14 protein-coding genes are annotated in these 16,947 nt (G+C 40.6%); 1 reads left to right on the forward strand and 13 read right to left on the reverse strand.

Annotated features, from left to right (window positions below; genetic code table 11):
* A partial coding sequence (locus HMPREF1019_RS03400) for a methyl-accepting chemotaxis protein (protein WP_009294270.1) occupies positions 1-470 on the forward strand: 470 nt, incomplete at its 5' end.
* A 386-nt stretch (positions 471-856) separates the two neighbouring features.
* Here the strand turns inward: HMPREF1019_RS03400 and HMPREF1019_RS03405 are convergent.
* The 13 genes from HMPREF1019_RS03405 to tyrS all read right to left on the reverse strand — a co-directional run bounded on the left by HMPREF1019_RS03405 (position 857) and on the right by tyrS (position 16,945).
* Positions 857-1,708: a universal stress protein gene (locus HMPREF1019_RS03405; RefSeq protein WP_009294271.1), complete on the reverse strand. Its 852-nt coding sequence runs from the start codon at positions 1,706-1,708 to the stop codon at positions 857-859.
* 18 nt (positions 1,709-1,726) lie between these two features.
* On the reverse strand, positions 1,727-3,925 hold the full coding sequence (locus HMPREF1019_RS03410; RefSeq protein ID WP_009294272.1) for a polyribonucleotide nucleotidyltransferase: 2,199 nt from the start codon (positions 3,923-3,925) through the stop codon (positions 1,727-1,729).
* Entirely contained in the window at positions 3,915-4,613 is a 699-nt protein-coding gene (locus tag HMPREF1019_RS03415; RefSeq protein WP_002941705.1) for a sodium:proton antiporter, read from the reverse strand. Before HMPREF1019_RS03415 ends, HMPREF1019_RS03410 begins: the two co-directional genes overlap by 11 nt.
* 13 nt (positions 4,614-4,626) lie before the next feature.
* Positions 4,627-6,789: an LPS-assembly protein LptD gene (locus HMPREF1019_RS03420; RefSeq protein ID WP_009294273.1), complete on the reverse strand. Its 2,163-nt coding sequence runs from the start codon at positions 6,787-6,789 to the stop codon at positions 4,627-4,629.
* Positions 6,782-7,231, reverse strand: a complete 450-nt coding sequence (locus HMPREF1019_RS03425; protein ID WP_009294274.1) for an RDD family protein — start codon at positions 7,229-7,231, stop codon at positions 6,782-6,784. The genes HMPREF1019_RS03420 and HMPREF1019_RS03425 overlap by 8 nt, the downstream gene beginning before the upstream one ends.
* On the reverse strand, positions 7,228-8,472 hold the full coding sequence (purD, locus tag HMPREF1019_RS03430) for a phosphoribosylamine--glycine ligase (RefSeq protein WP_009294275.1): 1,245 nt from the start codon (positions 8,470-8,472) through the stop codon (positions 7,228-7,230). Before purD ends, HMPREF1019_RS03425 begins: the two co-directional genes overlap by 4 nt.
* 232 nt (positions 8,473-8,704) lie before the next feature.
* Positions 8,705-9,343 (reverse strand): uroporphyrinogen-III synthase, encoded by a 639-nt coding sequence (locus tag HMPREF1019_RS03435; RefSeq protein ID WP_009294276.1) that lies wholly within the window; start codon positions 9,341-9,343, stop codon positions 8,705-8,707.
* On the reverse strand, positions 9,336-10,496 hold the full coding sequence (locus HMPREF1019_RS03440; protein ID WP_009294277.1) for a multidrug effflux MFS transporter: 1,161 nt from the start codon (positions 10,494-10,496) through the stop codon (positions 9,336-9,338). The genes HMPREF1019_RS03435 and HMPREF1019_RS03440 overlap by 8 nt, the downstream gene beginning before the upstream one ends.
* 111 nt (positions 10,497-10,607) lie before the next feature.
* On the reverse strand, positions 10,608-11,252 hold the full coding sequence (locus tag HMPREF1019_RS03445; protein WP_009294278.1) for a cupin domain-containing protein: 645 nt from the start codon (positions 11,250-11,252) through the stop codon (positions 10,608-10,610).
* Positions 11,253-11,325: 73 nt separating this feature from the next.
* The gene (gene mnmC, locus HMPREF1019_RS03450; RefSeq protein ID WP_009294279.1) at positions 11,326-13,191 is read right to left on the reverse strand and encodes a bifunctional tRNA (5-methylaminomethyl-2-thiouridine)(34)-methyltransferase MnmD/FAD-dependent 5-carboxymethylaminomethyl-2-thiouridine(34) oxidoreductase MnmC; all 1,866 of its coding nucleotides are present in this window, start codon (positions 13,189-13,191) and stop codon (positions 11,326-11,328) included.
* Positions 13,188-14,648 carry an N-acetylmuramoyl-L-alanine amidase family protein gene (locus HMPREF1019_RS03455; RefSeq protein ID WP_009294280.1) on the reverse strand — a complete coding sequence of 487 codons (1,461 nt, stop codon included), beginning with the start codon at positions 14,646-14,648 and terminating at the stop codon, positions 13,188-13,190. Before HMPREF1019_RS03455 ends, mnmC begins: the two co-directional genes overlap by 4 nt.
* Entirely contained in the window at positions 14,645-15,736 is a 1,092-nt protein-coding gene (locus HMPREF1019_RS03460; protein WP_009294281.1) for a nitronate monooxygenase, read from the reverse strand. Before HMPREF1019_RS03460 ends, HMPREF1019_RS03455 begins: the two co-directional genes overlap by 4 nt.
* Positions 15,737-16,945 (reverse strand): tyrosine--tRNA ligase, encoded by a 1,209-nt coding sequence (gene tyrS / locus HMPREF1019_RS03465; protein ID WP_009294282.1) that lies wholly within the window; start codon positions 16,943-16,945, stop codon positions 15,737-15,739. It lies immediately after the preceding gene.
* Positions 16,946-16,947 lie beyond the last annotated feature (2 nt).

The raw sequence follows: 16,947 nt of genomic DNA on the forward strand, positions 1-16,947 counted from the left end.
CTGCTGCAGTTGAACAAATGTCTAGCTCAATGAATGCAATAAGTCAAAAAGCAGAAGATGTAACAAGACAATCCGAAGAGATAAAAAATATCATCGTAATAATAAGAGATATAGCAGATCAAACAAATTTACTTGCTCTTAATGCTGCAATAGAAGCAGCAAGAGCAGGAGAACATGGTAGAGGATTTGCCGTAGTGGCTGATGAAGTTAGAAAACTAGCAGAAAGAACTCAAAAATCACTTGGTGAAATAGAGGCAAATGCAAATGTCCTAGCTCAATCAATAAATGAGATGAGTGAATCAATCAAAGAGCAAAGTGAAGGCATAAATATGATAAATCAATCAGTTGCTCAAATAGATAATCTAACAAAAGAAAACGTGGTAATTGCAAACCAAGCTAACGAAGTAACATCAGAAGTAGATGAGATGGCTAAAGCTATAGTTGAAGAGGTTAGGAAGAATAAATTCTAAAACACTTTTGGTTTGGGGTTTTAAATAAACTCAAATTTGTTTAATGAAAAACTACTCAATAAACTCCAACCTAGTTTAGACTGGGTTGGAATTTGTATATTTTTAAATTCTGGACTTTAAATTTAATATTCAAGAACTATCTATAAATTTCAAATTTAACACTCAAAAATTATCTACCAAATTTTAAAATTTCTAATTACAAATTAAAAATATTTTTACAAGAGAAGCTCGAGTAAATTTTAAATTTTCATGAGCGAGTAATTTCGGCTCTAAAATTTGAGCTAAGCTGCAAGCGAAGTCAAATTTTAGTAGTTAATTCTTGCGAGTGAATGAAGGTTTAAAATTTGCAAAATAATAAATTAGATCGCGGACTAAGCCGCAATCCATTATAGATAAACTGGGATATTTGTATGTTCTAAGAAAAATCTTGATGTTCCGCCAAGGACCATCTCCATTAGTCCGTTTTCGCCGTATCTGCTGGCTACGATGAGATCTGCGTTTCTATCATTTGCAGCTTTTAAAAGTGCCTCACCAGGTATCATTGTAGTTGCTATGATCTCAAAAGACGCGCTAATACCATGAATTTTAAAATACTCTTCAAGCTTTTTAAGATTTAGCTCGGCGTTATCGCCAAGGCTTGCTTTTGAAGTGATACATTGAACCTTTTTAGCGCTCTTTAAAAGATCGATCGCGCCAGTTAGGGCTCTTGAGCTTTGAGTCGTTCCTGTCCAGCTTACAAGGATGTTATCAGCCTTAAATTCACGTAACTTTCTAGGGATAACGATAGCATTTTTGCCGCTTTTTAAAACAGCTGACTCAAATGTACCTGTGATCTTACCATCAAGTGGTACTGCAGCTACGACTAGATCGCAAAATTTACTCTCTTGCTCAACTATAGCGCTTCTTTTTCCGCTGTGGATCGTGAAATTTGCAGTGCAAACATCTTCAATGATCTCATCGCTTACCTTTATGCCAAGCTCAGCGCAAATTTTATTAAAAAGCTTCTCGTTCTCTTCGTGCTCAACCGCAAGCTCTGACTTGGCTGATTTTAAAAATTCCTCAAAAAGCACTCCACCACGAAGCGTCATTTTCATATTATAAACCACGCTTGGATCTAGTTGGCAAGTAAGGATCTCCATGTGAGCTTTAAACCATTGTGCAACCTTTAAAGCACCGTAAATTCTTGGCTCGATATCGTCCCCCGCTCCTATTGGAAAAAGCAACTTTTTGTATTTCATCATCTATCCTTTAAAAATTTATTCAACCAAAGAGAGCGAAATTTTGTTTCCTTTTTGCTCGCTCACACACACTTTTACCTGATCGCCTACATTTAATGGGCTCTTTATCTTTGAGATGTGAAGCAGACCATCAACACCGTCTTTTAACTCGATAAACACTCCAAAATCAACCACGCTTTTTACGCTTCCAACAAACTCATCTCCGATATTAAATGTCGGTTTTACACGGTCCTTGTCGTGTTTAAACGGCTTTTTGCCAAATGAGCGAGAGTTCTCTTTTGAAGTGATAGAGATGATGTAGTCTTTTGCTGCATCGACGTTTTTCTTAGCGCCGCCTGCGATTTTAACCTCGCCTTTTTCTCTATCAAGGTCGATCGAAACCTCAAATTTCTCGATGATCTCTTTTATAGTCTTGCCAGCTTGACCGATGATATCTACGATCTTACTTGGATCAACGTTAAATAGCTCAAGTTTTGGCAATACATCCTCGTTTATCTCTATATTTTTATCAGCCTGTGTCATTAGAGCAAGGATGTGCTCTCTGCCGCGTTTTGCTTGATAAAGCGCCTCTTTTAGCACTTCTAGGCTGATGCCTCCAAGCTTGATGTCCATCTGAAGCGCCGTAATGCCATCACTTGTACCAGCAACTTTAAAGTCCATATCGCCGTCGTGGTCTTCAAGGCCCATGATGTCGGTTAAAACAGCGTGCTTCTCGCCTTCAAATATAAGACCCATCGCAACACCAGCGACAAGTTTTTGGGTATTGACACCAGCAGCTCTAAGTGCGAGCGAACCACCGCAAACGCTAGCCATAGAGCTTGAGCCGTTGCTCTCTAAAATTTCTGAAACGACTCTTATCGTATATGGAGATGCTAGATCGATGCTTGGAGCAAGGGCACGTTTGGCTAAATTTCCATGTCCAAGCTCACGTCTGCCAGGAGCTTTAAGTGGGCTTGCTTCGCCGACGCTAAAGCCTGGGAAGTTGTAGTTAAACATAAATTTCTCAACCAAAGGAGCTTTTTCAGTTAGGATGTCATACATCTGAGCATCACTATCTGTGCCAAGAGTGGCGACAACTAGCGCTTGAGTCTGACCTCTTGTAAAGAGGCATGAGCCGTGAGCGTTTGGAAGGACATTTGTCTCGATGCTAATAGGTCTAACCTCTTCAAGCCCACGTCCGTCGGCTCTAACACCCTCGTTTATGATCTGCTCTCTTACTATTTTCTTTTTATATTTACCAAGGACATTTGAGATGACAGCCTCGTCCCAGCCCTCTTTTTGAGCTACCTCATCGCTTGAAATTTGCTTAGCGATCTTGCCAAGCTCGCTTGCACGCTCGCTCTTTGCCATTTGATTGATCGCGTTTTTAACCTCAGCCTTATAAAATTTATCGATGTAAATAGCGATATTTTCGTTTTCTATCTCTGGTTTTAGCTCAAGTGCAGCGTCCTCTTTTTTGTGCTCTTTAAACGCCTCTTCATAAGCGCTGCTAGCTCTTAGTATAGCTTTGCCAGCAAAGTCGATCGCCTCAACCATCTTATCTTCACTAAATTCATTCATCACTTGCTTTTGCGCCATGCTATCGCTTAGGCTTGGATCTATCATCGGCTCGATCGCTACCATCGGTATGAGCTGCGTAGTTTGCTGAGGCAAGCTTCTCATCTCGATCATCAAAAGCTCATCTTTTGTGCCAGCAACATAAAGATCGATCGCGCTTTGTTTTAGCTCAGAGTTGCTTGGATTGATAACAAATTTATCATCTATATAGCCAACTCTTACGCCACAAACTGGGCGATTTACAGGGATGTCACTAAGGTAAAGTGCAACTGAAGCCGCATTTAGGCTCACAACTTGCAGATCAACCTCAGGATCAGCTGAAAGCACCATGACAACGATCTGTGTTGGGTAAGCGTAGCCTTTTGGGAAAAGTGGGCGAAGTGATCTATCTATGATGCGAGCTGTTAGCGTCTCAAAGTCGCCTGGCTTGGTCTCACGCTTGACGTAACCGCCTGGAATTTTGCCAGCAGCGTAAGCTTTTTCGATGTATTGCACGGTTAGAGGTAAAAAGTCCTCTTCAACTTGCACATCTTCTCTTGCCACAGTTGCTAAAACTACGGTGTTTTTCACCCTTAAAAGCACTGCCCCACTAGCTTGTTTAGCTACTTTATTAAGGTCAAAAATTTCGACCTGATTATTGACTTCTATACTATATTGCATTATTTTTATCTCCTTGTTGTTTTTGTAACGGTAAATAGTGAGGGCTTTCTTCTAATATCGACATGATGCGCTCGCTCGTAGCCTCGATCTTTTTCTCGTAATACGAATCCACATCGATAAAATCAACGATCTTGTTTATCGTGTAAATTTCATCGACCATATCATTTAAATTTGCAAAGACATCAGTGGCTATCATCGGCGTTGCGTATGAGATGGATTTTACCTTCACATCAAGCAGCGTCTTTATGCAGATGAGTGCCGTCATGCCAGTCTCACACCCCTCATCGATCAGTAAAATATTCTTGCCCTTTAGCTCTCCTATCAAATTTCCTTTTCTGTATTTATAGACATTTTTTAAAATTTTCTCTTCATATTTTCTATGTGCTTCGCCGTAGATGTAGTCATAGCTTATGTTAAAAGCCTTTATGAGAGGATCGTTTAGCACGATGTCCTCAGTTTCGCTAACTATCGCTACGTCGCATTCGCTGTTGTTTGGCGCAGGGATTGGCTCGCTAAAGAGCATCTCGTAGCTTAAATTTAATCCCCTGCAAACCACATCAGTCAGGATAACTGACTCAAGCGACATGCAAAGAACTATCGTCTTAGCGTCATTTAGCTCTTTTTTTGGCAAGATCTCGATGAGCTTGTTAGCTGCATCTAGTTGATCTTTAAATTTAACGCTTGCCATTTATCTAGCCATCTTATTTGCTACTTGATGAAGTGGTGCTGCTTTGTGAAAAGTCATAGTGCAAGCCGCCCATCGGGTAGAAATTTATAGTAAAGTAGATGCCACTTTTCTTAGTTGAGGCTGAGCCATTTGTCGTTGTTGTCGGCTCGACATCGTGTTGATAAATTAGCCCGTAGTTCCAGCACTTCCTTTGATGAAGCACGCCAACTCTCCAGCTCTTTGTGTAGCTCCTCTCAAGGTCGTATTGCCAGCCGCCAATTAAGCTATATTGATGAGGGAGCTTCACGCCAGCGCTACTGGTAAAGTAACTATCTTTTGTTGCGCTATTTTTAGCCTTACTATCGCTCTTTTTCATCGTATGGAGCATATTTATCCAAAATAGATCGTGCGTATAGTAAAGTCCGTTTTGCACCTTTTTAAGCTCTCTGTCTTTATGCGAGTACTCAAGCTTGTTATAAACGCTAAAATTCTCAAACGGATATAGGTAGATGGCATTTTTTAAATTTGAATACTCATCATCTTTTGTGTAGTAACCTTGTGAGATGCTGTGTTTGACAACCTTTCTGCCACTGCCGTTAAAGAAATACTGCGTCAAATAGCCAGAAACTTCCTCTTTGCTCTGATCTTGAGCTAAGAAATTTTCATACTCATTTAGATCTTTGTCATAGATAAACTCGTCGTCTAAATTTCCTTTTCTGTAGCCTGGTAACAAATACTCAGCACCAAAATTTAAAGTGTGATAAAAGCTCTCATACGCCTTTGCAAGGTCTGTGTGAAGGGCAAATTTATGGTAGTTATTTACAAAATTTTCGTGTTTGTCTTCTCTTTTGTCATCAAATGAATTTATCTTGTTTTCGTAGTTTATCCTTGAAGCGTAAAGGTACTCGTAAAATGAAAACGTTAGGCTATCATCAAATAGTGGCACATGCACTGAAGCTGGCAACGTAAATTCATACTGAGTTGCTCTAACGCCTATTTTTCTATCATATCTATGCGATTGAAGATCGATTGAATATAAGATATTTGGCAAGACTATATCGTCTGTAAATTTATGATACTGAAGCGACGGAAGCTCTTGAAGCGTATCTTTGTTTTCGTTCTTTGAGCCGATCTTTTCAGTATCTATGTAGTATTTCGCATAGGCACCAAAGTAGTGATCGTCATTTGCTATGAAGTAGTTAAATTTAGAGGTCACAAGTGAGTCGTAGTCATCATCTTTGCCCTTTAAATTTAGATAGTCTATGTCATTTAGTTTGGTTGCATCTATCCACATGCCCTCTTGCAGATCGGCCTCGCTAAGGTATTTTATGAGTTTATCTCTTTCATATTTTAGTCCGACACCTTTGTGAGTTTTGTTTTTTAGCTCAGCTCTGTTTGAAGTCTCGCTTTTTTGCTTGGCTCGGTAACTGTTTTTATCAGTAAATGAACCAAAGCTGATCTCGCCTCTTGAATCAGGCGAATCAGTAAATCTAAAAGCACCATAAATTCCAGCGCCCCTGTTTGTTCTTATCTGCGGATCAAACTCCAGATCCCACTCATTATAAGGTGCAAAATAGACTGGTTGTTTGTAGTAAAAGCCCTCTGACTTGCCATATCCAAGCTCTGGTGGCAAAAGGCCTGTCCTTCTTGTAGTATCGGTTGAGAAGCCAAAGTATGGCAAGTAAAAGACTGGCACGTTTGCTATGCGAAAGACTGGGTTAAAAAGGTGCAGAAATTTACTCTGTTTGTTTAGCATGGCTGAGCTTGAGGTGATGCTCCAGTCAGGATCTTGGACGTTGCAGCTTGAAACCATCGCCTTTCTTACTCTGTAGTACTCACTATCAGAGCTGCTCTCATCGCTTCTCATCCACACTTCCATGTCTTTGTTCATCATAAAGAGCGACTCAAAAGCAGCGTTGTTGTTTTTCAAATTTAGCTTAGCGTAGTTTGAGCGAGAGACCTCATCTTTGCCTTTCATCATATTGACATTGCCAAAGAGCTCAATGACTGAGTTGTTTTGATCATAAACAGCGCAATCAGCCGTCACAAGATACTCTTGCGAATATACAACGACATTTTTGTTTGCCGTTACGATGCCCTTATCTTGTTTCACATCATCAGCCAATAGCTGCACATCTTGCACTGCTGCACTTAAACTAAAAACACAAACCGGAATTAAAAATAAAATTTTACGCATTTATCACCACTGTTTTTGCTATTTTGTCTTGCCACGTCTGCCTTGCAGGGTTTGAAAGTGCCCAAGCAAAGCCAAGATAAAAACAAGCTTCACTAACTATCCTAAATATCGCCCTAACAAGACTTTGAGTTAAATTTGGCTTATCTAAAATTTCTACATTTATACACATCGTCTTTGTTAGCATCTGCCCGAGGCTTGCGCCATAATACCAAACAAAAAATGTGTGATAGATGACTTTTAAAGCTACCACTTGCCAAAATAAATTTAATACTAAATTTCTAGCGTCATCATAGTTAGTGCTAGTAGAAAGAGGCTCCCAATAGATGATCATAAAAAGAAACGAAACTATGATCTCATCGATAGAAAACGCCATGATCCTCTTAGCAAAAGGAGCAAGTGAAATTTCTTCGTTTTGAAGCTTCTCTTCTATCTGCATACTCATTTTAGAGCCTGCCACGCTATATCTTTTCTAAAGTGCGCTCCGTCAAATTTGACATTTTCGCAAAGCTCATAGGCCTTATCACATGCCTCTTTTATGCTCTTTGCAGTTGCCACGCAGACTAGCACTCTGCCCCCATCTGCGTAAATTTCATCGCCCTCTTTGCTCACGCCTGCGTAAGCTATATGTGCATCTTTTACATCATTTAAAACTGAAATTTTAGCCTTTGGGCTGCTTTTATAAGGATAATTTTTGCTAGACATCACCACGCCAACTGCAAATTCATCTTTTAAACTAATAGGCTTTAGCTCGCCTTTTGCAGCGTTTAGTAAAATTTCACTCAAATTTCCGTCGATTAATGGCATCAAGACCTCGCACTCAGGATCGCCAAATCTCACGTTAAACTCAAGCACATAAGGCTCATTTTTCACGATCATCAGCCCCACAAAAAGCACTCCACAAAACGGACTGCCCTCGTTTTTCATCCCTTTTAACGTAGGTTTTACCACCTCTTCTTCGACCCTTTTTATAAGCTCTTTTGAAGCAAGCGGACTTGGAGCGTAAGCGCCCATACCGCCAGTATTTGGACCCTCGTCGTTATCAAGCAAGCGTTTGTGGTCTTGCGCCACTGGTAAGCTTACAAAATTTTCGCCGTCACAAATGGCAAAAAAGCTTAGCTCAAAGCCGTCTAAAAACTCTTCAACCACCACAAATTTACCAGCATCACCAAAGCTAGCCCCACTTAGCATGTCGCTAACTGCCTCTTTGGCTTCTTCTTTGGAATTTGCGATGATCACGCCTTTTCCAGCGCAAAGTCCATCAGCCTTTACGACCATCGGAGCGCTTAGAGTATCAATAAATTTAAATGCTTTTTCTTTGTCGTCTGTGTTTAAATATTTTGCAGTTTTTATATTATTTCTAGCTAAAAAGTCCTTCATATAGGCCTTGCTAGCCTCAAGTCTAGCAGCTGCTTTGCTTGGTCCAAAGATGAGCAAACCCTCTTTTTTAAAGATATCCACCACGCCTTCGCTAAGAGGTGCTTCGGGTCCCACGATGGTTAGCTCGATACTATTTTTTTTGGCAAAATTTGCTAGCTCATGAAAGTCTTTTATGTTTAAATTCTCACCAAGGCGTGAGGTCGCACCATTTCCGGGCGCAAAGTATAAATTTATATTTTTTTCGCTTTTTAGTTTTAGAGCAATGGCGTATTCGCGGCCGCCACTTCCTATTATGAGAATGTTCATATTATCTCCGTAAATTTAAAAACCCAAGTGGGCGTCGCATAGAAGAGTGGCCCATAAACAAAGCCAATCTTGCAAATAGATGGATACCAAAAGGTTGCAACTTCTCGCTGTTTAAGGCTCAAACGAAGCCACATCGCAAGGCACCCATACCTTTTCGCTAACAAAAAAGTGTTGGACCCCGTAAAATGCTGACTCGCTTCACTCAGGCAATAAAATTATATAAATTCTTTGCTTAAAGTAACGTTTTGGCAAGTGCGATACAAGCGTTTATATCTTGACTTTGACTAACAAGTGGCTTTGTAAAATTTAGCTCTTTTGCAGTGACCTTTCCGATGCTTATCGTCTGATAGCTCTCGTCCCAGCCAAAATTAGTAAGAAAATTTCTCACATTTATCGGAGATGCGAAGATCAAAATGCTATTTTTTGGCGGTTTTAGCTCCATTTTGCAATGGTTTAAGACATTTTCATAAGCGATGACCGACTTTATATTTACGCCACCATCTTGCAAAATTTCTAAGAAATTTGAAGCGCTATCTTTGCCCTTTAGATAAAGCACCTTTTTGCCTTTTAAAAGTGGCAAAATTTCTCTTGCAAAGTCATCTCCATGAGCATTTTGCCCAGTGTAAATTTCACTAAAGCCAAACTCTTTTGCAGCCGCTGCGCAACTATTTGCGATAGCAAAAACTGGCAAATTTATAGGCAAAATACCATTAAATTTTAAAGCCTTAAAGGCATTTTTAGAGGTTGCCACAAGCGCGTCAAATTCGCTTAAATTTATCTCAAATTTCAAAAACTCTATCTTGCTAACGCTTAAATTTATAACGCTCTCATCAGCCGTTTTTGTGTTTGAGACAAGATAAATTTTACGCAACTCTTTTTAGCCCTAAAAATGAGATAAAGGCAAGCACGCTGCAAGCTAAAATAGCTATTGAAGTAGAGTAAAAAATGTCACCAAGGCCAACTAGTGGCGAGATGATGCCACCTAAGAAAAATGGGCAAAAACCAAGCACTGCTGAGGCCGAGCCAGCGTACTCTCTGCCCTCGTTCATCGCAAGTGATGAGGCCGTTGGTAAGATAAAGCCAGTAAAGAGCAAAAGCAAGAAAAATGCGATGATAACGCCGATCACTTCAAATTTAAAGCAAAGCATAAACGCTATAAAAATGCTAGCAAACAAGGTGCCAAAAAGCCCAGTTTTTAGCGCTTTTCGTTCATTTAGCAAACTTGCAAGCCTAGCACCTATGACGATGGCTAGGCCATTTGCCGCAAAGCAAAAGCTGTAACTTACTGGGCTTAGCAGGTAAAACTCTTGTAAGATAAAAGAAGATGCCGCGATATAGGCAAACATCGCAGCCATCGTAAATGTCTGGATCGCGATAAATAGCATAAATTTCTTTTTTCTTAAAATTTTGCCAAAGACGCTGTAGGTCTCTAGCAAAGGCACTTTTAGGCGGTTAGCAGGGTTTAGACTCTCTTTGAAGTAAAAATTTGCGATAAATAGCAAAATGCCGATGACCGTTAGCGCCATAAAGATGCCACGCCAGTCGGTAAATTTAAGTAGCAAGCTGCCGCCTATTGGTGAAAATATCGGAGCAAGACCATTTACAACCATCATCAAACTAAAAAATTTAGTCATCTCATGACCCTTGTAAAGGTCGCTCACAACGGCTCTTGAGATAACCAGACTACCCGCACTTGCAAGCCCTTGGATGATGCGCATAAAGATAAAAAACTGGATATTTTGCGCAAAAAATATAAAAATCGTGCTAATCGTGTAGATGATGAGCGAGATGGTAAGTGGTGTTTTTCGCCCAAATTTATCGCTGATTGGGCCAACTATTAGCTGACCTATCGCAAGGCCTGCCATCGAGGTCGTAAGGGTTAGCTGGGTTGCTGAAACGCTTGTGCCAAACCACTCAGTTATGGCTGGAAGTGCTGGCAGGTAAAGGTCTGTGACAAATGGCCCAAAAGCTGAAAGCGCGCCCAAAAATAGTAGTAAAAATAGTTTGGAATTTTCTTTTTTCATAGCTCTTCTTTAAATTTTAAAGGGATTATATTATGACTTTGCTTTTTGGGTTATTAAGGGTAAATTTAATGTGATTTATAAAAGATAAAAGCCCTAAAATAGGGCTTATTTTTACATTTTGTCTTTTGTGACGATTAGAAGCATTTTGAATTTGTCTTTCACTTTTAGGCCATGTGGGATCTTACCTGGAAGCACGATACTATCGCCCTTTACTAGATGAAAGCTCTCATCAGCTATCTTTAAATCAAGCTCGCCATCAAGCGCGATAAGTAGCGCATCGCCTGGGGCAGCGTGGGTTGAGAGCTCTTGGTCTTTGTCAAAACTAAGTAGCGACATCGAGCCATTTTCGTTTTTGACAAGCGTCTTGCTAACTATCTTGCCACTCTCGTAGCTAACGGCATCTGCGAGGCTAAAGACACTCGCTTTGTCTAAATGATCTATCATAACATTCTCCTTAAAATCTATTAGTAAATATTTTGTTTTCTTTGTAAATTTAAGCTTTCGCCAGGTTTTTGCCTCGATAAGGCAGGCTTCATCACGCCCAAGCTTCATCTGCGTTTCGCCGTATTCAAGCTGCGCTTCGCCGTCTATGACAAAAGCAAGGCTATCTATAAAAAGCATCTCGTGATCAAGCTCCTCGCCCTCATCAAATGCGTATATATCTACACTTGCGTTTTTGTTTTGAAAGAGCCTTTTACTAACGACGCTTTTTTCAACTATCTTTGTATCTTTGTCAAGATTATAAATTTTGCTCAAGTTGTATCCTTTTTTGCGAAGGATTATAATGCAAGTTTTGATAACAGTTCTTAACTTATGTTAAGGAATTTGACTATTTTAGTCCTTTTTTTAGCTTTCTTATCAAAAATCTAGCAGGATGAAGATCAAAAAATAGCGATCTTTCTATGCAAAGTGGGCGTGAAAGCACAAGATCTGTTATCAAATTTGCTCCAAGTATCGCCGTGCCAAGGCCACGTGAGCCGTGAGCGAAATTTAAAAAGAGATTTTTTTCGTAGCTTGCTTTTGGATTGTTGTCTTTATTTTTACTCCAAAATAGCCCTTTGTAGTTTTGCTTATAAAACTCCTCATCGTGTAAGGCGCCGATTATCGGAAACCTATCTCCGCTATAACTTCTATATCCCACACGTGAGCCGATGATGATAGCTTTTGTGGCGTCAAAAAACTCGCTCACGTCGCTTAAATTTTTAGCATTATCCTCGTCTTTAGGCGTGTCACAAATTTCATTTCTAGCGTATGTTGCACCGATGACTTGCACACCTTTTACAGCTGGGCAGATGTAGCCTTTTGCACTTAGTGGCAGAGTGTTTTTTAGAACTGGTTTTAGGTGCGTGACTTGACCACGGACGCTGCTTATTTGCATGTCATAGTCTTTAAAAATTTCGCTACTTTTGCTACCTGTGCAAAAGACCAAGATATCAGCCTCCAAGCTTTTTTTATTTTTAAATTTAACGCTTATCTTGCCATTTTTCAGGTACGCCCTGCTTTCGTACTCATGGTTAAATAAAATTTCAAAGCTACTTGATAGAAATTTACAAATTTCTCTTGACCTAGCGTATGCTGCCTCTTTTATAAATATCCCAGGATATGGCTTTAAACTCTCATCAAATTTAAAAACATCCTCCGCGTTTTGATCCTGCCATGAAGCGTATCTTTTAACTAGCTCATCATCAAATGCATAGTCGATGCAGCCATTAAATTTGATGAGGCTTTTTGGCAAATTTGCCTTGTAAAATCTCACTGCTTGCAAAAACGCATTTATGTGCATGCGGCCTAAATTTACCCCAGGCTTCGTAACTAATGGCATCAAGGCGCCACAGTGATTACCTGAGCCATTTGTCGCGACCTCACTCTTTGCCTCGGCGATCACCACTTTAAAGCCATTTTTGGCTAGCTCTCCAGCTGTGGCAAGTCCGGCCACTCCTGCTCCTATAATAAGCGCTGTTTTGCCTTTTACGCTGGCAAATGGCTCGCACCTCGCAAACCAAGCGTCCTTTAAATTTTCATCCTTTTTCTCTAGCACGGCGCTGCTCATCTGGCGTTTTCTAGCGTAGCCCTCTTTTAGGCTCAGTAAAAAACCAGCATTTTTTAGCCCCTCTTTTACCATTTTTGCGCACGAGTAGGTTCTAACTATGGTGCCAACCCTGCTTAGCCTTGCGATCTGCTTAAAGACCTCTTCGCTCCAGATCGAGCCATTTTTGCTTGGGGCAAAGCCATCTAAAAACCATATATCAGCGGCAAAATCAAGCTCAGGCAAAATTTGATCTGCCTCGCCGTAGCAAAGATCAAGGGTGATATTTGGAGCAAAATTTATGCGGTGTATGCCTGAGATTAGCGGTGGATAGAGCGAAACTAGCTTTTTAGCATAGGCTTTAAAAATGCCTAAATTTTCATAAATTTTTAAAAGATCTTCTTTTTTAATAGGGCTTTTTTCAATACTAACGAAGTGAAGTTTTTTGTGGCTTTTTTTAAATTTCTTACAAAGTGTGAAGAAATTTAGCCCAGCGCCAAAGCCAGTCTCGGCGACTATAAAGCTATCTTTGCTCTGCCAAATTTCATCAATTGCGCTTGCAAAGACAAATTCGCTCTCAAGCCAAGGCTTGTCGGTATTAAAGTAGATATCGCCAAACTCTTCGTTAAATGGAATTTGTCCTTTAAAGCTTAAATTTGCATTTTTCATCTATTTTTTGCGAAATATCCATCTATGCCGTTTGCGATGCCGTTTGCAAGGGCTTTTTGATAGGCCTCATCAAAGAGTTTTTCGCCCTCGACTGGATGTGTGATGTAGCCGATCTCGACTAGAACCGCTGGCATAAGAGCGCCCACGAGCACCCAAAATGGCGCTTCTCGCACGCTGCCGTCGCTGGCTGCATAGACCTTTCTAGCACTTGCTAAAATTTCTTTTTGGATGTCGATACCAAGCTTGTTTGAGGCGATGATCTTCTCGCGGTTTAGCACGTTTAGAAACGTTTGCTGCGAAAAGTAGTTCATCTCTTCGATGTCTGATTTGTTTTCAAGTGCGGCTGCGTTTTTGCTGCGCTCGCTCCTTGCAGGCGATAAGAAAAATGTCTCGATGCCGTGCATGCTCTTTGCTTTAGCAGCGTTTGGAGCGGCGTTTGCGTGGATGGATACAAAGAGGTCAGCCATCTTGTCGTTTGCAAATTTTGTTCTTGATCTTAAATTTATAAAAACATCAGTTGATCTGGTGAAATAGACCTTGTAGCCACGAGATTTTAGTATCTCGCCAAGCTTTTTGGCTACACCTAAAACGGCTGTTTTTTCTTTTAAACTGCCATTTACCGCACCTGGATCTGTGCCGCCATGCCCTGGGTCGATGACGATGGTTTTGTTGCGTGAAAACTTACCCGCCGCAACTGGAGGCAAAGACTCTTCTACTGGCTCACTTTGTGCTGGCTCACTCTGTACTGACTCAGACTTTAAATTTGGCTCTACTGCGCTTTGTGCTGGCTTTTCGTTTTTATTTTTAAGCTTATGAAGTGGTGCTCTTACGTTTTCATTTGAGATGAAATTTTGAGCGCTGATTATTAGCAAATCCCCAGTCGCATTTGCTTTTATCGTCTTTTGCACCTTGTCAGAAAAGATGATCCTAACGGTGTTTTTGTCATACTGCGAGATGTGGATGTAGTCTGAGATAAAATTTTTATATGTTAGTGGGTTGCCATTTAGCCTGCCATCGATGTCCATGATATTTTTGTAGGCATTTTGCTGTTTGGCAAACGATGTTTTGAGCCTTGCGGTATCTAGCTTTGTGTTAAATTTAAGCACCAAGGTGTCATTTACCTTTGTGGCACTTAGTAGCGTTAAAGCTGGCAAAACCGCTTGCGTGCTAACACCTTTTACGCCGTTTATCGCATTTAGGTCTCTTATATATGCGCTTGAGTCAAAGCCAAGTGCCTTTGAGCTTGTTATTAGCCTAGTAAGTGCCTGCTTTTTCGTGTTTTTGTCGTTTTTAATGATCGCATCAACGTAGATATTTTTTATATCATTATGAAGCTTGATCTTTGCGCTTCTGTTTAGAGCCATAAAATTTCTATCAAATTTGGCAAAAGTTTCCGAATTTGTCGCCGCAAAAAGAAAGCTAAATGCTAGAAAAAGAGAGATTAAAACCCGTTTCATTCACCATGTACCAGCTTATGCATTAGCTCTTTTACGCTTATTAGCTCTTTTAGTTTGTAGCCGTTTGCTCCCGTGAAAAATAGCCCACTCTCCTTTTTGCCGCTATATGCGTCAAATAGCCTATCTGCGATGCAGTATCCCACCTGCTTTGCCTCTTTGCCTCTTTGGCAAGGGCTCACGCAGTTGCTTATGCACTGGATCTTTGGACCCATTCTTTTATCGACTAAATTTATCAAATTTGTTCTTATCCCGCGAGCTGGGTAGCCAACTGGGCTCTTTATAAGCTCGATGTCTTTTTCTTCAGCCGCTAGCAAGACCTCTTTAAAGCCGATGTCTGCGTCGCACTCATGAGTGCCTATGAAGCGTGTGCCCATCTGAACGCCATTTGCTCCAAGCGATATCGCCTTTTCGATGTCGTTTTTATCCCAAATTCCACCAGCTGCGATGAGCGGGAAGTCGCCCCACTCTTTGATCTCAGCTTTTACCTGCGGGATGAGATTATATAGCGAAAACTCAGGATCAAGGCACTGCTCGTATGTAAAGCCCTGATGTCCGCCACTTAGAGGTCCTTCAAGCACGACAGCATCTGGCAAGCGCTCATATCTTTGAAGCCAGCGCTTACAGATGATCTTTAGTGCTTTTGCACTTGAGACGATCGGCACAAGTGCTATCTCTTTAAAATTTTGTGTAAATTCAGGTAAATTTGTAGGCAAGCCTGCACCTGAGACTATGATATTTATGCCAGCCTCGCAAGCGTCTTTTACAACCCTTGCGTAGTCGTTTGCAGCATACATTATATTTACGCCAAGTGGCAAGTCGCCACAAATTTTACGTGCATTTTCTATGACTGCTCGAAGACCTCTTGTGGAGTAGAAATTTTCGCTTCCAAAAGGCTTTGCATTTAGCTCTTTATCTATAAATTTGCGGTTTTCATAGTAGCCTGTGCCGACTGAACTAATTATGCCAAGACCGCCTTCTAAGCTCACATTGCCAGCTAGTTTGTCCCAGCTGATGCCAAGCCCCATACCGCCTTGAAATATCGGGTATTTTATCTCGTATTTACCTATTTTTAATGGCTTTAACTCCATTTATTCAACCTTTATCTTCGCAAATTTACGTTTTCCAACCTGCAAGATATACTCGCCTGCTCCTAATTTTAACTGCTCATCACTAATTTTTTCTTGATTGATGCTAACTGCGTTTGCTTTTATATCTCGCCTTGCCTGAGAGTTTGACTCACTTAGCCCGCACTGAGATAAGGCCTCTACTATCCAAATCGGCGCTTTTAAGCTAAATTCTTTCATATCAGTTGGGAGCTGATTTTGAGAGTGAACGCTGTTAAATTCAGCCATAGCAGCCTTAGCAGCCTCCTCGCCGTGATACCTCGCTGTTATCTCATAAGCAAGATCCTCTTTCGCCTTTTTTGGATGATATTTGCCGCTATTTACGTCATTCATCAGCTCTTCTATCTCGCCAAGAGTTTTTGTGCTTAGTAGCTCGTACCAGCGCCACATAAGCTCGTCACTTATGCTAAGCGTTTTTGCAAACATATCATTTGCATTTTCAGTTACGCCTATGTAATTGCCAAGGCTCTTACTCATCTTATTTACGCCATCAAGCCCCTCAAGAAGTGGCATCATGATGACAGCTTGCTCTTTGCCGATATTATATGTTCGCTGTAAGGTTCTGCCCATTAGAAGGTTAAATTTCTGATCTGTGCCACCCATCTCGATGTCACACTTCATAGCAACGCTATCATAGCCTTGAAGAAGCGGATACATAAACTCAGAGATTGATATAGGATTGCCCGCTTTTATCCTCTTTTCAAAGTCATCTCGCTCTAGCATCCTAGCTACTGAAAATGTGCTAGTTAGCTCGATTATCCCAGCAGCGCCAAGTTCATTTGACCATTTTGAGTTAAACATTATCACAGTTTTTTTAGGATCTAAAATTTTAAAAACTTGCTCTTCGTAAGTTTTGGCATTTTTTAAAACAGTCTCTTGATCTAGTTTTTTTCTAGTAGCTGACTTGCCTGTTGGATCGCCTATTTGAGCAGTAAAATCGCCTATCAAAAACTGCACTATCGCGCCATGTTTTTGAAGCAAAGCCATCTTGTTTAAAACGACTGTGTGACCTAGGTGAAGGTCTGGAGCTGTTGGGTCAAAGCCCGCTTTTACGTAGAAATTTTCGCCTTTTTCATAATAATTTTTAACCAAATTTTCAACTCTCTCAGCATCGATCATCTCGGCAACGCCGCGGTTTATCTCTTGTAAAATATCGTCTATATTTTGAACCATTT

Origin of the sequence: Campylobacter sp. 10_1_50 (assembly GCF_000238755.1) — a bacterium.
Taxonomy (GTDB): Bacteria; Campylobacterota; Campylobacteria; order Campylobacterales; family Campylobacteraceae; genus Campylobacter_A; species Campylobacter_A concisus_R.